This window comes from Streptomyces sp. NPDC058663, from assembly GCF_042716745.1.
Classification (GTDB): Bacteria; Actinomycetota; Actinomycetes; order Streptomycetales; family Streptomycetaceae; genus Streptomyces.
The window spans coordinates 101,961-118,087 of the sequence record NZ_JBHXRV010000006.1 but is presented as its reverse complement, the minus strand read 5'-3'; the positions used below and the strand labels follow the sequence as shown (position 1 = coordinate 118,087).

20 protein-coding genes are annotated in these 16,127 nt (G+C 69.4%); 5 read left to right on the top strand and 15 right to left on the bottom strand.

Going from position 1 to position 16,127, the window contains the following annotated elements; translation table 11 throughout:
• The first annotated feature begins 439 nt into the window (after window positions 1–439).
• On the top strand, window positions 440–1,450 hold the full coding sequence (locus ACFWVV_RS06420; protein ID WP_384350160.1) for a hypothetical protein: 1,011 nt from the start codon (window positions 440–442) through the stop codon (window positions 1,448–1,450).
• A gap of 89 nt (window positions 1,451–1,539) precedes the next feature.
• On the top strand, window positions 1,540–3,027 hold the full coding sequence (locus ACFWVV_RS06415; protein WP_384349985.1) for a hypothetical protein: 1,488 nt from the start codon (window positions 1,540–1,542) through the stop codon (window positions 3,025–3,027).
• Window positions 3,028–3,073: 46 nt separating this feature from the next.
• Here ACFWVV_RS06415 and ACFWVV_RS06410 read toward each other — a convergent pair whose 3' ends face one another.
• The 11 genes from ACFWVV_RS06410 to secY form a co-directional block, all read right to left on the bottom strand.
• A complete protein-coding gene (locus ACFWVV_RS06410; RefSeq protein WP_384349982.1) occupies window positions 3,074–3,874 on the bottom strand; it encodes a hypothetical protein in 801 nt (266 codons plus the stop codon).
• A 165-nt stretch (window positions 3,875–4,039) separates the two neighbouring features.
• Entirely contained in the window at window positions 4,040–4,918 is an 879-nt protein-coding gene (gene truA, locus ACFWVV_RS06405; protein WP_384349979.1) for a tRNA pseudouridine(38-40) synthase TruA, read from the bottom strand.
• Between the two features lie 95 nt (window positions 4,919–5,013).
• Window positions 5,014–5,502, bottom strand: coding sequence for a 50S ribosomal protein L17 (rplQ, locus tag ACFWVV_RS06400; protein WP_384349976.1), 489 nt, complete (start codon window positions 5,500–5,502; stop codon window positions 5,014–5,016).
• A 121-nt stretch (window positions 5,503–5,623) separates the two neighbouring features.
• Window positions 5,624–6,646: a DNA-directed RNA polymerase subunit alpha gene (locus ACFWVV_RS06395; RefSeq protein WP_185028035.1), complete on the bottom strand. Its 1,023-nt coding sequence runs from the start codon at window positions 6,644–6,646 to the stop codon at window positions 5,624–5,626.
• A gap of 180 nt (window positions 6,647–6,826) precedes the next feature.
• Window positions 6,827–7,231, bottom strand: coding sequence for a 30S ribosomal protein S11 (gene rpsK / locus ACFWVV_RS06390; RefSeq protein ID WP_003948617.1), 405 nt, complete (start codon window positions 7,229–7,231; stop codon window positions 6,827–6,829).
• A 72-nt stretch (window positions 7,232–7,303) separates the two neighbouring features.
• A complete protein-coding gene (gene rpsM / locus ACFWVV_RS06385; RefSeq protein WP_384349973.1) occupies window positions 7,304–7,684 on the bottom strand; it encodes a 30S ribosomal protein S13 in 381 nt (126 codons plus the stop codon).
• A gap of 220 nt (window positions 7,685–7,904) precedes the next feature.
• Window positions 7,905–8,018, bottom strand: coding sequence for a 50S ribosomal protein L36 (rpmJ, locus tag ACFWVV_RS06380; protein WP_003956441.1), 114 nt, complete (start codon window positions 8,016–8,018; stop codon window positions 7,905–7,907).
• 58 nt (window positions 8,019–8,076) lie between these two features.
• Entirely contained in the window at window positions 8,077–8,298 is a 222-nt protein-coding gene (gene infA / locus ACFWVV_RS06375) for a translation initiation factor IF-1 (RefSeq protein WP_003956442.1), read from the bottom strand.
• Window positions 8,299–8,746: 448 nt separating this feature from the next.
• Entirely contained in the window at window positions 8,747–9,583 is an 837-nt protein-coding gene (gene map / locus ACFWVV_RS06370) for a type I methionyl aminopeptidase (protein ID WP_384350157.1), read from the bottom strand.
• 119 nt (window positions 9,584–9,702) lie between these two features.
• Complete coding sequence (locus tag ACFWVV_RS06365) at window positions 9,703–10,371, bottom strand: adenylate kinase (RefSeq protein WP_384349970.1); 669 nt, start codon at window positions 10,369–10,371, stop codon at window positions 9,703–9,705.
• Complete coding sequence (gene secY, locus ACFWVV_RS06360) at window positions 10,371–11,690, bottom strand: preprotein translocase subunit SecY (RefSeq protein ID WP_384349967.1); 1,320 nt, start codon at window positions 11,688–11,690, stop codon at window positions 10,371–10,373. The genes ACFWVV_RS06365 and secY overlap by 1 nt, the downstream gene beginning before the upstream one ends.
• A gap of 411 nt (window positions 11,691–12,101) precedes the next feature.
• Between secY and ACFWVV_RS06355 the strand changes: the two genes are divergently transcribed.
• The 3 genes from ACFWVV_RS06355 to ACFWVV_RS06345 all read left to right on the top strand — a co-directional run bounded on the left by ACFWVV_RS06355 (window position 12,102) and on the right by ACFWVV_RS06345 (window position 14,349).
• Entirely contained in the window at window positions 12,102–12,596 is a 495-nt protein-coding gene (locus tag ACFWVV_RS06355; protein WP_384349965.1) for a hypothetical protein, read from the top strand.
• Window positions 12,597–12,699: 103 nt separating this feature from the next.
• Window positions 12,700–13,350, top strand: a complete 651-nt coding sequence (locus ACFWVV_RS06350; protein WP_384349962.1) for a hypothetical protein — start codon at window positions 12,700–12,702, stop codon at window positions 13,348–13,350.
• A 339-nt stretch (window positions 13,351–13,689) separates the two neighbouring features.
• Window positions 13,690–14,349, top strand: a complete 660-nt coding sequence (locus ACFWVV_RS06345) for a LuxR C-terminal-related transcriptional regulator (RefSeq protein ID WP_384349959.1) — start codon at window positions 13,690–13,692, stop codon at window positions 14,347–14,349.
• 106 nt (window positions 14,350–14,455) lie between these two features.
• Here ACFWVV_RS06345 and rplO read toward each other — a convergent pair whose 3' ends face one another.
• Genes rplO through rplR form a run of 4 tightly spaced genes read right to left on the bottom strand, consistent with a single transcriptional unit; the run spans window position 14,456 to window position 16,127 of the window.
• Window positions 14,456–14,911, bottom strand: coding sequence for a 50S ribosomal protein L15 (gene rplO / locus ACFWVV_RS06340; RefSeq protein WP_384349957.1), 456 nt, complete (start codon window positions 14,909–14,911; stop codon window positions 14,456–14,458).
• A 1-nt stretch (window position 14,912) separates the two neighbouring features.
• Window positions 14,913–15,095 carry a 50S ribosomal protein L30 gene (rpmD, locus tag ACFWVV_RS06335; RefSeq protein ID WP_345228942.1) on the bottom strand — a complete coding sequence of 61 codons (183 nt, stop codon included), beginning with the start codon at window positions 15,093–15,095 and terminating at the stop codon, window positions 14,913–14,915.
• Window positions 15,095–15,697 (bottom strand): 30S ribosomal protein S5, encoded by a 603-nt coding sequence (rpsE, locus tag ACFWVV_RS06330; protein ID WP_097866720.1) that lies wholly within the window; start codon window positions 15,695–15,697, stop codon window positions 15,095–15,097. The genes rpmD and rpsE overlap by 1 nt, the downstream gene beginning before the upstream one ends.
• Window positions 15,698–15,743: 46 nt before the next feature.
• The gene (gene rplR / locus ACFWVV_RS06325) at window positions 15,744–16,127 is read right to left on the bottom strand and encodes a 50S ribosomal protein L18 (protein WP_384349955.1); all 384 of its coding nucleotides are present in this window, start codon (window positions 16,125–16,127) and stop codon (window positions 15,744–15,746) included.

Below are 16,127 nucleotides of genomic sequence, written 5' to 3'. Positions count from 1 at the left end.
GGGACAGCCCCCGCAGGACAACAACCCACCACAGCAGGGCAGTTACGACGCCACTTCCCCGCCGGACCCCGCCACCCCACCCCCGGCCGAGCCCGGCCCGTACGGCTCCGCGGCCCGGCCCGGCCCGCACGGCTCCAACCAGCCCGGCCCGCACGGGACCACCCCGCCGCCACCCGGCCCCCACGGAGACCCCGCGGCTCAGCCCGGCCCCCACGGGTACCCCGCCGCTCAGCTGGGCCCCCACGGGTACCCCGCCGCTCAGCCCGGCCCCTACGGCGCCCCGCAGCCGAACCCGTACGCCACCCACCCGCACCCCCACGGCGGTGCGGCCCATCCGAACCCGTACGGCGCCGCCCCCCAGCCCCAGCAGCCGGCCCCGAACCCGTACCTGGCAGACCAGCCCCAGCAGGCCCAGCCGACCCGCCAGCCGGCCGCGCCGATGCCCCCGGTGCAGCTCGTCAGGAACGAGCCCGGCCCCACGGCGCCGGGGGCTGCCCCGCACCCCGTCCCGGGCGCGGGCTTCGGCCCGGGTACGAGCGAGGGCCCCGGCCACCCGGGCCCGGGCACTGGCACCGGCACCGGCACTGGCACTGGCGCCCACCCCACCGCCGCCCCCCACCCGGGACCCACCCCCGGTTCGGGACCCACCCCCGACTGGGCCGCCCTCGCGGATGCCGCCGCGTCCCGCACCCGCCGCAAGCGCCTCCTCTACGTGGGCGGCGGTGTACTGGCCACCCTCGTCGTGGGCGCCCTGGTGGCCACCGCCGTCGTCGCGGCGGGTGGCACCTCGTCCGACGGCAAGAACTCCGCGCTCCCCTCCCCGGAGAGCCTGCCCACGCAGTCCGCAGGACCGGCGCCCTCCTTCTCACCGGTGGCACCGCCGCCCCCGCCGGACCCCAAGGAGTTCATCTCCAGCGCCGACAAGGACAAGGCCCCCCTCAGCGCGGACACCCTCTTTCCCGGCAAGTCCCTGACGCTGGAGGGGCGTTCCTACGACAAGGGCGCCACGAACCGGGTCACCGCCTGTGCCTCCGCCGCCCAGGGCGCCCTCGGCGGCATCCTCACCCGCAACGGCTGCGACCAGGTCATCCGCGCCACCTTCACCAAGGGCGGCGCGGCGGTGACGGTCGGCGTCGCGGTCTTCAAGACCGAGGCCGAGGCCCTCAAGGCCAAGAACGAGGTCAAGGACGGCATCGCCTCCCTCCCGGGCGCGGGCGTCCCCACCTTCTGCCGCAACGGCACGATCTGCCGCAAGACGGCCAATTCCTACGGCCGCTACGCCTACTTCACCGTGGCCGGCTTCACCGACAACAAGCGGAACGTCACCACTGGCGACAGGCCGGTCTTCGCCCTCGGCGACGACGCCGCCAAGTACACCTTCCTGCGCATCGTCGAGCGGGGCCGCACCCAGGCCTCGGCCGCCGCCGCCTCCGGCACCCTGCACAGCTGACCCACTCCGCCTCTGGCCGCCCACCCGCCCCCTGACTACCCTGGCCGCCGAGGCGGTACCGGACCGCCACACCCCGGGGGCTGAACCGCATGGACCACCACGACGAGGACCACCCGACGGCAGCCACCCCCGACGGCCCCGCAACCGAGGACCACACCGCTCCCCCACCCCCCGGGACGCAACCCGAGCCCTCCGGGCCCGCCAAGACCGCCGCGCCCTCCCGGCCCACCAGAACCGCCGCGCCCTCCGAGCCCGCCAGGACGGACCCGCCCGCCACCGCGAACGAGCCCTCCCAAGCCCCCTCGGACACCACCCGCCCGCCCTCGCTGGAGCCCCCTGCCGCCCCCCGGAAGCCGCCCTCTCCCACTCCGGCCACTCCGGCCAGTCCGGTCAGGCCGGCCACCCCGACCACTCCGCTCACCCCGACCGGTCCGCACCCCACCAGCACACCCCACCCCCCTACTCCCGGTCCGGCTCCGGCTCCGGCCACCCGAACCGGCCCGGAGCCCACCAGCACACCCCACCCCACCACTCCGGCTCCAGCCACCCCCGCCCCGGCCGCTTCCCCTCAGCGGGACCTTGAGCCGGAGCCGCAGCAGGACCCGCCGCCCACCAGCCGCCCCCGCTCCCCCTGGCCCACCCTCCCGGCCGCCCCCTTCACTCAGCCCACGCCCCCCGGTCCGCCCCCGGCGCCACCCGCCGGCGCCACGCGCACAGGCACCGGCACCGGCCGCCCGCGCTCCAGCACCCCCAGCCCCCGCTCCGGCACCGGCTCCCGTACCGGCACCAGCGCCCACACCGGCACCAGCGGCCCCCACGCCGGCCCCCGCCCACGACCAACAGACGGCCCCAACCCCCGCAAGGCGATCGGCACCGGCCCCCGCAACGCCGCCGGCCCCCGCAAGGCAGCCGGAATCCCCCGCCCCTCCCCAGCTCCCGCCCGGCCCCGATCCCCGCAGGACCCGCCCACCACGTCCCTCCGAGCCGGCTCCCCCGCACGGCCACGCGCCCGCGCCGACTCCGGCGCGCACCCCGCCGCTCAGTTCAACCAGCACCGCCAGTACCCGGACGGCGCTCCCCCCGCCCCGGACCGTGCGGCGCTGGACGACGCCGAGCTCCAGGCCGCCCGTCGCCGGCGTGCCACCGGCTTCACCACCGGCGCCCTGCACGCCCTCGGCTTCACCCTGCTGGCCGTCTACGAGTACTTCCGCGCCTCGGTCAGCAACCTCACCCCGGCCCAGCTGGCCGCGGGCGGCTCCCCCGAACTGCGCGAGATCGCCCGTCTCCAGGCCGACCTGATGAAGCGGAACTGGTACGAGGCGATCAGCGAACTCGCCCGCATCCTCACCTTCGACCAGCCTCGGGCGTTCCTGTGGGCGGCAGTCCTCATCGCCATCGTGGTGCGCTTCAACCGCAGCGGTCCGGCCCTCCTCCAGATCGGCCTCTCCGTCCTGGCAGCCGGCTACTGCCTCCTGCTCACCCTGGTCTGGTTCCCCTTCCTGTACGGACTCGGCGCCGCCACCTTCGCCGCCCTGGCCGCCGCGGGCGCCCTCCTGTGGGCCACCACCCGCCGCTGAACCGAACCCCCTCGGTCCACCCAACCGCCGAGCCGACGCCCCGCCCCTACCCCCGGTAGACCATCGTGCACAGCAGGGTCGAGTCGACGCCGACCGGCCAGGACCAGTAGTAGGTCCGGTCCCCCGCCGCCCGCGCGCACTCCCCGGGACCCCGCCCCGACGACGGCCCGTACACGCCGGTGATGTGCAGGACCGTGTTGTACGGAGACCGCGGCGCCCTGGCCGAACAGTCCACGGCCGTCATCGAGCCCAGCCGCATGCGCGTGCTGCCGCCCTGGGTCTCCTTCTCCGCCAGTACGCAGTACCCGGGCCTGTACTGCCGGGCCAGGCACAGCACCCGCTTGCGCCCGTCCGTCACACTCACCACGTACGACAGCCCGTCGCCCGTGGGACACGCGCTCCAGCCGGTCCGCACCGCACTCACCCGGCTGAGCCCCGCCTCGCCGGAGCAGCTCACCTTCTGCGGTATCCGGGTGTTCCAGCCCTTCCCCGTGTCGTACAGGGCGAGGCAGTCCCCGGCCCGTATCGCGGCGAACGCCTCGGCCCGCTCCTCGGCGTCCGGCTCGTCCTCCCGCTCGCCCCCGTCCGGCACGGCGTCCCCGGCCCCCGCCGAGGCGGCCCCGGACGACTTCCCCGGAACTCCGCCGGAGGGCACCGCCCCCGACGACCCGGAAGTACCGGACCCGCCGGGGGTCTGCGCCACCCGCGGGATGCCCAGCGCGGCCCCCGCCACTCCGATCCGCTGTTCCCCGCCGCCCCGCTCCAGTACGCGCGGCAGCACTCCCACCACGAACAGCAGCACCGCGACGAACAGCACCACCACCCCGCGCTTCTCCGCCCCCGTCATCCGAACCCGCCCCCTCAGCGTCCTCTCCGCAGCCCCTCGGAGCCCCCGTGCGCCGCTCGGAGCGACGCCCGAAATCACCATCGCACAGCCCACTGACAATGCCCCGGGCCCGGACAGCACAAGCCTCACGGGCCGCACCAGGCCTTCAGAAGCAGCCGTTCCCCCTCAGCAACAGCCGCCCCCCGTGTCCCCGCTTCCCGGCGCGCCGGGCAGGGTCCGCACATTCCGCGCCTCGACCGCGCGAGCCGCCAGCAACTCGTCCGCCGGGTAGGCCACTTCCTCCAGCGTCAGCCCGTGCGCCTTCACCACGTGCACCGACGAGTCCCGCACCCCGGCGGCCAGCACCTTCGCCGGCCACTCCACCTCCCGGTGCCCGTCCCCCACGTACAGCAGCGCCCCCACCAGTGAGCGCACCATGTTGTGGCAGAAGGCATCGGCCCGCACGGTCCCGGCGACCACCCCGTCGGCCCCCCGCTCCCACCACAGTTCCTGCAGCGTGCGGATGGTCGTCGCACCCTCCCGCTTCTTGCAGTACGCCGCGAAGTCGTGCTCACCGAGCAGCTTCGCCGACGCCTCGTTCATCTTCTCGACGTCCAACGTCCAGTCGTGCCACAGCACATGACTGCGGATCAGCGGGTCGACGCCGCCCGGGTGGTCCGTCACCCGGTACTGGTAACGCCGCCAGATCGCCGAGAACCGCGCGTTGAACCCCTCCGGCGCCCGCGCCGCACTCCACACCCGTACGTCGTGCGGAAGCCGCCCGGCCAGCCGCCGCAGCAGCTTTCCCTCGTGCTCCGCCCACACCTCCGCGGGCAGGTCCACGTGCGCCACCTGCCCGCGCGCGTGCACCCCGGAGTCGGTGCGCCCGGCCACGGTGAGGTCGTACGTCGTGTCCGACCGGGTCACCGTGCGCAGCGCGGCCTCGATCTCCCCCTGCACGGTCCGCCGCCCGCTGGGCTGCTTCGCCCACCCGGAGAAATCCTTGCCGTCGTACGAAAGGTCCAGCCGGACCCGTACGAAACCGTCCGCCACCTCGTCAGCCACAACCAACCTCCACGCTCACCCGGAACACACGGAAACACAGAACGGGCCCGCCCCCAGAAAAACTGGGAACGGGCCCGTCCAGGTACTGCGGGGTACTACTTGGACTCGTCGCCCTCGGTCTTCGTGTCCTCGACACCCTCGGCCTGCTCGGCCTTCTTGGAGTCGTCTTCCTTCACGGCGCGCTTCGTGGCGGCCTCGGCCTCGCCCACAGCGTTCTGCTGCACGGTGAGGGCCTCGACGAGCTCGATCACGGCCATCGGGGCGTTGTCACCACGACGGTTGCCGATCTTGGTGATGCGCGTGTAACCACCGGGGCGGTTCTCGTAGCGCGGGGCGATCTCGGTGAAGAGCGTGTGGACGATGCTCTTGTCCGTGATCGTCTGGAGCACCAGGCGACGGTTGTGGATGTCGCCCTTCTTCGCCTTGGTGACGAGGCGCTCGGCGACGGGGCGCAGGCGGCGGGCCTTGGCCTCCGTCGTCGTGATGCGGCCGTGCTCGAAGAGCGACTTCGCGAGGTTCGCGAGGAGCAGCTTCTCGTGCGCGGCGCTGCCGCCCAGACGGGCACCCTTTGCGGGACGCGGCATGGTGATTCTCCTAGTGTCTGCACCGGCCGTATCAGGTACCGGTGTCAGGGCCCCACGAGCGGACGCTCACGGGCAGTCTGTGCCGGGCGCGCACCTCACGGCGCGCGCCCGGGGGCAATGCTTAGTACTGCTCGGTCTCCACGAAACCGGCATCCGCGTCGTCGTCGGCGCCGAAGGCGTCGGCGGCGGCGGTCGGGTCGAACCCGGGAGGGCTGTCCTTGAGGGCCAGGCCCATGCCGTTGAGCTTCATCTTGACCTCGTCGATCGACTTCGCACCGAAGTTGCGAATGTCGAGCAGGTCCGCCTCGGAACGGGCCACGAGCTCGCCCACCGAGTGGATGCCCTCGCGCTTGAGGCAGTTGTACGACCGGACGGTGAGCTCGAGCTCCTCGATCGGCAGCGCCAGATCGGCGGCCAGGGCGGCGTCCGTCGGGGACGGGCCCATGTCGATGCCCTCGGCGTCGATGTTGAGCTCGCGCGCCAGACCGAACAGCTCGACCAGGGTCTTACCGGCGGACGCCATGGCGTCGCGCGGGCGCATGGCCTGCTTGGTCTCGACGTCGACGATCAGCTTGTCGAAGTCGGTGCGCTGCTCGACACGGGTCGCCTCGACCTTGTACGTGACCTTGAGCACCGGCGAGTAGATGGAGTCGACCGGAATACGGCCGATCTCCTGGCCCACCTGCTTGTTCTGGACGGCGGAGACGTAGCCGCGACCGCGCTCGACGGTCAGCTCCATCTCCAGCTTGCCCTTGCCGTTCAGCGTCGCCAGGACGAGGTCCGGGTTGTGGACCTCGACACCGGCCGGCGGGGCGATGTCAGCAGCGGTGACCAGGCCGGGACCCTGCTTGCGCAGGTACATCACGACCGGCTCGTCGTGCTCCGAGGAGACGACCAGCTGCTTGATGTTGAGGATGAGGTCGGTGACGTCCTCCTTGACGCCCGGCACGGTGGTGAACTCGTGCAGGACACCGTCGATCCGGATGCTGGTGACAGCGGCACCCGGGATGGACGACAGGAGGGTACGGCGCAGCGAGTTGCCGAGCGTGTAACCGAAGCCGGGCTCCAGCGGCTCGATGACGAACCGGGAGCGGTACTCGTCGACGACCTCTTCGGTCAGCGACGGGCGCTGTGCAATAAGCATGGGGTTCCTTTGTTCTTGGCGCCCACTATTTGACGCCAACTACCACAAGGGTACGGGCGGTACGGCTCCAAGGAGCTGTACCGCCCGAAACGCGAGGCGAGCACCGTACGGAGGTCGGTCTCCGCACGGCCACTCACGACACGAGGTATTGCAGACGCGACGCCCGGGAAGGGCGACGAATCAGACGCGACGGCGCTTCGGCGGGCGGCAGCCGTTGTGCGGCGTCGGGGTGACGTCCTGGATCGAACCGACCTCGAGGCCCGTGGCCTGGAGGGAGCGGATCGCGGTCTCACGGCCGGAGCCGGGACCCTTGACGAAGACGTCGACCTTGCGCATGCCGTGCTCCTGCGCGCGGCGGGCGGCCGACTCGGCGGCCATCTGCGCGGCGAAGGGGGTCGACTTGCGCGAGCCCTTGAAGCCCACGTGGCCGGCGGAGGCCCACGAGATCACGTTGCCGGTCGGGTCCGTGATGGACACGATCGTGTTGTTGAACGTGCTCTTGATGTGCGCGTGGCCGTGAGCGACGTTCTTCTTTTCCTTGCGGCGCACCTTCTTGGCAGCGCCCTGACGTCCCTTGGGGGGCATGTCTTACTCCAGCTGGAGAGGGAGGTGATCGGTCCTACAGCGAAGACCGCTTGATAAGCGTCCGGCTGAGGACTACTTCTTGCCCGGCTTCTTCTTACCGGCGATCGCGCGACGCGGGCCCTTGCGGGTACGCGCGTTGGTGCTGGTGCGCTGACCGTGGACCGGGAGACCGCGGCGGTGACGCAGACCCTGGTAGCAGCCGATCTCGACCTTGCGGCGGATGTCGGCCTGCACCTCGCGACGGAGGTCACCCTCGGTGCGCAGGTTGGCGTCCACGTACTCGCGGATCTTGACCAGGTCCTCTTCGGCCAGGTCACGAACGCGGGTGTTCGGGTTCACACCGGTGGAGGAGAGGATCTCCTTGGACCGGGTGCGCCCGATACCGAAGACGTAGGTGAGTGCGATCTCCACACGCTTTTCGCGCGGGATGTCAACACCTGAAACGCGTGCCATTCAATGGCTCCAGTTGTTATTTCGGGGGTCTTCCACAGAGCTGCTCCCGACCGCCGATCCCGTCCCGGTGACGTGTCACCGAGCGGGCGTGGTACGTCCGGGTCCCCGGCCCCCGCCGGAGGTGCCGCCAGTCATCCGTGGAGCGGACTGGACGTGCTCTGCGTATGTACGAATTGCTTGCGTCGCGCGAAGAACTGCGAGATGCAGGAAAGGTCGTGCGTCAGCCCTGGCGCTGCTTGTGGCGCAGGTTGTCGCAGATGACCATGACCCGGCCGTGACGGCGGATCACCTTGCACTTGTCGCAGATCTTCTTGACGCTCGGCTTGACCTTCATGGGATGTCAGGTTCTCCGGGTCAGTGCCACTCGCCCCCCGGAAGGGGCGCGGCAAGATCTACTTGTACCGGTAGACGATCCGGCCGCGCGTCAGGTCGTACGGAGACAGCTCCACGACGACCCGGTCATCCGGAAGGATGCGGATGTAGTGCATCCGCATCTTGCCGCTGATGTGCGCGAGGACTTTGTGACCGTTCTGCAGTTCCACCTTGAACATTGCGTTCGGGAGGGACTCGATCACGGTGCCCTCGATTTCGATGGCACCTTGCTTCTTGGCCACGCTTCGCCCTTCGAATCGGCTACCTTGATCGACTTACGCACTCCGTATGCAGGCATACGGATGCACGCGAGCCGACGAGTCAGTCTACGTCAGGCCACTCGAAAAGACGAATCCGTCAAGTTTGCCCAACCCTGATGATCGTTACGCCAGCGGGGACCGGCCCGCCAGTGGGCCCGCCCCACGCCGGCCCGCCCTCAGGCCAGCGGGTCCGGCGCCGCCGTGATGCCGGCCCCTTCACCACGCAGCCCTCGCGGGCACGGCGCCCGGAGGCGCCTCACCTGCATCGTGCCGCTGCGCCGGCCTCCGGCCGACGTCCCACCCTCAGGCCAGCGGGTCCGGCGCCGCCGTGATCCCGGCCCCTTCACCACGCAGCCCTCGCGGGCACGGCGCCCGGAGGCGCCTCACCTGCTTCGTGCCGCTGCGCCGGCCTCCGGCCGACGTCCCACCCTCAGCCCAGCGGGTCCGGCGCCGCCGTGATGCCGTACTCCGCCAGCTTCGCCTTGCCGCCGTCGACCGCGGTCAGCACCAGGGGGCCGTCCTCGGTCAGGGCGATGGAGTGCTCCCAGTGCGAGGACCAGGTGCCGTCCGTCGTGATGACCGTCCAGTCGTCGGCGAGGGTCTCGGTCTGGGCCGTACCCAGCGAGACCATCGGCTCGATCGCCAGGCACACACCCGGCACCAGCTTGATGCCCTTGCCGCGCTTGCGCGTGACGTAGTTCAGCAGGTGCGGGTCCATGTGCATCTCGGAGCCGATGCCGTGCCCGCCGAAGTCCTCGATGATCCCGTACTTGCCGGTGGCCGGGCGGGGCTGGCGGCGGATGTAGCCCTCGATCGACTTGGAGATGTCGACGAGGCGGTTGCCCTGCTTCATGGCGGCGATGCCGGCCCACATCGACTCCTCGGTCACCCGGGAGAGCTCCAGGAGCTCGGGCGCGTGTCCCGAGCCGACGAAGGCGGTGTACGCCGCGTCGCCGTGCCAGCCGTCGACGATGGCGCCGCAGTCGACCGAAATGATGTCGCCGTCCTTGAGGACGGTCTTCTCGTCGGGGATGCCGTGCACGACGACCTCGTTCACCGAGGTGCAGATGGTCGCGGGGAAGCCCCCGTACCCGAGGAAGTTCGACTTGGCGCCGTGCTCGGCGAGCACCTTGCGGGCGACCTCGTCCAGGTCCTTGGTGCTGGCGCCCGGAACGGCCGCCTCGCGGGTCGCCGCGTGAATGGCGGCGACGACCAGGCCCGCCTCACGCATCTTCGCGATCTGCTCGGGGGTCTTGATCTCCACCATGGGTGTGCCTTCCACGCTCGTATGACTTCGGTTTCCACAGTACGGCCACAACAGTGAGGCCGCGGCGCCCTGAGGACACCGCGGCCTTCACCGTCGTACGTATATGAGCCGGGCTGCGCTTAAGCGCCCTGACCCTCTTCGGGGCGCTTCAGGGCGTCCATCGCGCGCTTGGTCACCTCGGCGACCTTGCCTTCCGCGGAGAGGGTGACCACCAGGCCCTGCGCCTTGTAGTGGTCGATGATGGGCTCGGTCTGCGTGTGGTAGACGTCGAGCCGCTTGCGCACGGTCTCCTCGGTGTCGTCCGGACGCTGGTAGAGCTCGCCGCCGCAGACGTCGCAGACGCCCTCGGCCTTCGGCGGGCTGTACGTGGCGTGGAAGACGTGCGCCGAATCGTTGCGGCAGATGCGCCGGCCGGCGATCCGCTTCACGACCTCTTCCTCCGGGACCTCCAGGTCCAGGACGGCATCCAGCTTCTGCCCCTGCTCCTTCAGCGCCGCGTCCAGGGCCTCGGCCTGGAAGACGTTGCGGGGGAAGCCGTCGAGAAGGAAGCCGTGCTCGGCGTCGCTCTGGGCCATGCGGTCCAGCGCCATACCGATCGTGACCTCGTCGGGGACCAGATTTCCGGCATCCATGATGGCTTTGGCCTGCAGACCGAGGGCGGTGCCCTGGCTGATGTTGGCCCGGAAGAGGTCACCCGTCGAAATGTGCGGAATCGACAGGTTCGTGGCGAGGAACGCGGCCTGCGTTCCCTTGCCCGCGCCCGGCGGCCCGACGAGGACGATACGCATCAGCGGAGGAACCCTTCGTAATTGCGCTGCTGGAGCTGGCTCTCGATCTGCTTCACGGTCTCCAGACCCACACCCACGATGATGAGGATGCTTGTGCCGCCGAACGGGAAGTCCTGGCTGGCACCGAAACCTGCCAACGCCATCGTCGGCACGAGAGCGATCAGACCCAGGTACAGCGATCCCGGCCACGTGATGCGGTTCAGCACGTAACTCAGGTACTCAGCAGTAGGTCGACCTGCCCGGATGCCCGGGATGAAGCCACCATACTTCTTCATGTTGTCGGCAACTTCCTCGGGGTTGAACGAGATCGCCACATAGAAGAAGGCGAAGAACACGATCAGGAGGAAGTACGTGACGATGTAGTAGGGATGGTCGCCCTTGACCATGTTGTTCTGGATCCACTGGGCCCAGCCGGCGGTGGATCCGGAGAACTGGACGATCAGGGCGGGGATGTAGAGCAGCGAAGAAGCGAAGATCACGGGGATCACACCCGCCTGGTTCACCTTCAGCGGGATGTACGTCGACGTCCCCCCGTACGACTTCCGGCCGATCATGCGCTTCGCGTACTGGACGGGGATGCGGCGCTGAGCCTGCTCCACGAACACCACGAGGCCGACCATCGCGAATCCGACGAGGATGACGATGCCGAACTCGATCCAGCCGTCGGCCATCTTGCCGGCGTCCTTGATGGCCCAGAGCGACGTAGGGAAGCCCGCGGCGATCGAGATGAACATCAGGATGGACATGCCGTTGCCGATGCCGCGGTCGGTGACGAGCTCACCGAGCCACATGACCATGGCGGTGCCGGCCGTCATCGTGATGACCATGACGACGGTGGTGAAGACCGACTTGTCGGGCACGATCTGCGACCGGATCGCCTCGGGGCAAGCCTGGAACAGCGCACCGGAGTTGGCCGTTGCCACCAGGCCGGTGCCCTGCAGGACCGCGAGCGCCACAGTCAGGTACCGCGTGTACTGCGTGATCTTCGCCGTACCGGACTGCCCCTCCTTCTTCAGGGCTTCCAGCCGCGGGATGACCACGGTCAGCAGCTGAAGGATGATGCTCGCCGTGATGTACGGCATGATGCCGAGCGCGAAGATACTGATCTGCAACAACGCACCGCCACTGAACATCTGCATCATGCCGAGCAGCCCAGCGCCGGAATCAGCCTGGTTCAGGCACGTCTGGACGTTCTTGTAATTCACGCCGGGGACCGGAATGTGCGATCCGAGCCTGAAAAGTACGATGATGCCGAGGGTGAAGAGCAGCTTCTTGCGCAGGTCAGGCGTCTTGAACGCCCGGGCGAACGCGGTGAGCACGGTGCCTCCTGCGACTCGCGCTCAGCGCGAGAAGTGACGGGATGAAGAGAATCGGCGGTTAACAACAAGGCAGTCCTACGATGGTGCAGGCTGCCCAGAGATTAGCAACGCCACCCTACCTGGCCCTCCCGGCCGCAGGAACAACCAGCGGGCTCGGGGGTGCGAGCGCTGCCGCCCGGCGTGCCCGCAATACGGGCGAACCGCCCGGTTTTCGGGCCCCTCGATGCACAACGATCGAGACGCGTATACGACTCGCCCCACCTGCACCGGGGCCGGATCGACTTTGGTCGGGCGCCCGCCGCACTAAAGAAGGTCCTGACAAGGCAAAGCCCCTGACATCACAGTGGTGCGCAGACGTCCCACGTGAACGGAACGTCGAAGACCGCGCCTCAGTTCCTCCAGGGGGAATCCTTGAAGAAGTCCTTCATTACCGTGTCGGCCGCCTGCGGCCTGCTCCTGCTCGGCGCCTCCACCGCGACGGCGGGCGGCGCCCCCACCACGACGGCGGACAGTACGTCCCTCACGGCGCCCGCGGGCAACCCGACGGCCGAGGTGACCGTCGAGCCCGCCGCCGCCCCCACCGCCCTCGCGGCAGCGGCCACCTGCACGCTCAAGCTGGACAAGCCGTGGAAGACGTCGCACGCCCAGCCGCGCTCCATCGCCGGTTACAAGACCCTCAACAACTGTTCGGGCTTCAGTCTCGCCGCCACGCTCCAGTACCACCGCTGGCACGGCTGGTCGGCGCTCGACAAGGACACCTGGGCCGGTAACCGCGGGTACACCATCCTGAGTTGGCAGTGCGCCGGCGAGGGCAACCACAACTACCGTGTGGCCGGCACCGTCAGGGGCGGCAGCGGACCGCGGGTGGGCCACGGCAACGGTCCGTCCAGCCGCTTCACCTGCTGACCCCCTACGCACCCACGGGTGCTCCCCGCCGTACCTCGCGCGGCGGGGAGCCCCGTCCTCCCACGGCTGCCCGCCGTCCCGGACCGACCACGCTGGACTGCTCATGACGAAGCGCACATGGCTCCTCACCTCCGGGCTCGCGGCCCTCGCCGTGGCCGGGTCCGTCGTCGCCCTCCGCGCCCCGGCGCCGAAGCCGGAACCCGCACCGGCGGCGATCGCCCTGGTGAGCTTCACCGAGACCCTGATGACGGAAGCGGGGAGCGGGGGCGACCCGCCCGGTCGTCACGTCAGCATCTACGCGTCCCACCGCAGCGAGCGGATCGACACCCTGCGCTTCCTCTCCCGCGTCGACGGACGAGTGACCGAGGAGCGCCTCTGGAAGGCCGGCTCCCCGGAGGTCATCACGGTCCGGGACTGGTCGGCCTGTGCGGAGACCATCCAGCAGATGCCCGGCCCGCGGCCCGAGACCCTGGACATGGTGGTCGAGGAGATCTTCGGCCCGGCCAGAATTCCGGCCGACGCCAAGCGGTCCGGCAAGGGCACGTCGGCCTGGAAGGTCACCGACGGGATGGTCACCACCGAGTACACCGACGGCGGCGGCTCCTACCCCGACCGGGTCGTGAAGCTCAAGGGGCCCTCGGGGCAGGTGGGCACGGTCATCGACAAGGGTTCCGTCGGGACCTCGAAGGGGCTTCCCGACTGGCAGCCGGACTGGCAGGACTGCAAGCCCTCCCAGCCACCACCAGGCCGGTAGAGCGGTAGGGCGGTAGGGCGGTAGGGCGGTAGGCGCCCCAGCGAATCGTCGGTCCCGCGCCACGCGGGACCGACGCTTTTCTGTGTCCCGCGTTTCACTGGGCCGACGTTTCCCCGTACCCAGCGTTTCCCCGTGCCCGAGTTCCCGGTCCGCCGTATTCCGCATTCCGCACCTGCGGTCCCCGAGCGGCAGCCAGGCAGCCAGGCAGCCCGCCGATACTCACCCCCGTCGCCTGCACCCCCCGCGATAAGCTGATCACTCGGAGGCACGACGCGGTGACACTGACCAGTCGCGAGCGGCGTGTCGCCCTCATGCGCGAACGTTCAGTCCGGGGGAGCAATGGATCTGACAGCATCCGAACAGACGACGGTTCTCATCGTGGACGACGATCCGGTGACACGTACCGGCGTCCAGCACATCATCGGCGCCCTGCCAGGAGTGCGCGTGCTCGCCGCGATCCCGTGCCGCAGCCCGCTGGCCGCCCTTGACGAGCATGAACCCGACATCATCCTGGTGAGCGCGGCCACCGCGTCACCCGACGGCACTTCTTCCGCATTCAATGACATGCTCAACCACGCGGGACATCACCTCGTCGTGAGCTTCGGCCTCGCACCCGGGTCCTATCTCAACCCCGAATTGCTTTCCGCAGGTCTTTCCGGTGTGCTTCCGCACCAGGCCTCACCGGAAGACTTCGGAAGAGCAATCCAGGCCGTCAAAGCTGGATATGTCTATTACCCCCGCAAGGCGACCAGGGAATTCCTGCACCACAGAGCACCTATCCCCTACTTGTCGCCGCGGGAACGCGAAGTACTGGATCTGCTCGCCGACGGACTGAGCAATCAGCACATTGCCAGATCGCTGGGGATCAAGGAATCGACGGTCAAGATGTACGTGACGCGTCTGCTCCACAAGTTGCAGGTGGAAAGCCGGCTGCAGGCCTGCCTGAAAGCACGCGGACTGACAAACCGGTGGCCGGCCGTGGCCGCCCAGCAAGCCTGACGGACGACATCTGAACAACGGTGCCCGGAACGCAGAGAAGCCTGATGGGCTGCCCGCTCGCTCAGCGAGGGACAGCCCATCAGGCTCTACTGCGTGTCAGCCGGTCTCAGACGAGCTCGGTGACGCTGCCGCCCGCGGCAGCGATCTTCTCCTTGGCGGAGGCGGAAGCGGCGTCAACCGAAACCGTCAGTGCCACGGAGATCTCGCCCTGGCCCAGGACCTTGACGAGGTGGTTGTTGCGCACGGCGCCCTTGGCGACCAGGTCGGCCACCGTGACCTCTCCACCCTCGGGGTAGAGCTCGGCCAGCTTGTCCAGGTTCACGACCTGGAACTCCGTGCGGAACGGGTTCTTGAAGCCCTTCAGCTTCGGCAGGCGCATGTGGAGGGGCATCTGGCCACCCTCGAAGCGCTGCGGAACCTGGTAACGGGCCTTCGTGCCCTTGGTACCACGGCCTGCCGTCTTACCCTTCGACGCCTCACCACGACCCACACGGGTCTTGGCGGTCTTGGCGCCCGGGGCCGGACGGAGGTTGTGGACCTTCAGCGGGTTGTTCTCCGCCATGTCAGTCGACCTCCTTGACCGACACGAGGTGACGGACGGTGTGCACCATTCCGCGGAACTCGGGGCGGTCCTCCTTGACAACCACGTCGTTCAGGCGCTTGAGCCCGAGCGAACGCAGGGTGTCGCGGTGGTTCTGCTTGCTGCCGATGTACGACTTCGTCTGCGTGATCTCGAGACGGGCCATTACGCACCCGCTCCCGCACGCGCACGGAGCAGAGCCGCCGGGGCGACGTCCTCGAGGGGCAGACCACGGCGAGCCGCGATCTCCTCGGGACGCTGCAGGCCCTGAAGGGCCGCGACGGTCGCGTGCACGATGTTGATCGCGTTCGAAGAACCGAGCGACTTCGACAGGATGTCGTGGACGCCGGCGCACTCGAGTACGGCACGCACCGGGCCACCGGCGATCACGCCGGTACCGGGGGAAGCAGGCTTGAGCAGGACGACGCCCGCGGCCTTCTCGCCCGTGATCGGGTGCGGGATGGTGCCCTGGATACGCGGGACCTTGAAGAAGCTCTTCTTGGCTTCCTCAACGCCCTTGGCGATGGCCGCGGGAACTTCCTTGGCCTTGCCGTAACCGACACCTACGGTGCCGTCACCGTCTCCGACCACGACGAGCGCGGTGAAGCTGAAGCGACGGCCACCCTTGACAACCTTGGCAACGCGGTTGATCGCGACAACGCGCTCAACGTAAGCGGTCTTCTCGGCGGCAGCGCCACCGTCGCGACCCTTCCGGTCCCGCCGCTCGCCGCCACCGGCACCGCTTCCGCGGCGCTGGGGTCCAGCCATTGGATTTACCTCTCTCTGTTACGTCCGTTAGTCCCGGAACCGGGGCTTAGAACTTCAGCCCGGCTTCGCGGGCGGCGTCAGCCAGAGCGGCAATGCGCCCGGCGTACCTGTTGCCACCACGGTCGAACACGACGGTCTCGATACCGGCAGCCTTCGCACGCTCCGCGACCAGTGCGCCGACCTGCTTGGCCTGGGCGCTCTTGTCGCCCTCGCCACCGCGGATCGAAACATCCAGGGTCGACGCCGACGCGAGCGTGTGGCCCGCGATGTCGTCGATGACCTGGGCGGTCACGTTGCGGTTGGACCGCGTCACGACCAGGCGAGGACGCTCCGGCGTACCGGAGACGTGCTTGCGGATGCGGATGTGGCGACGCTTGATGGCAGCGCGCTTGTACGCGTCACCCTTGGCGATCTTTACACCGTATGCCAT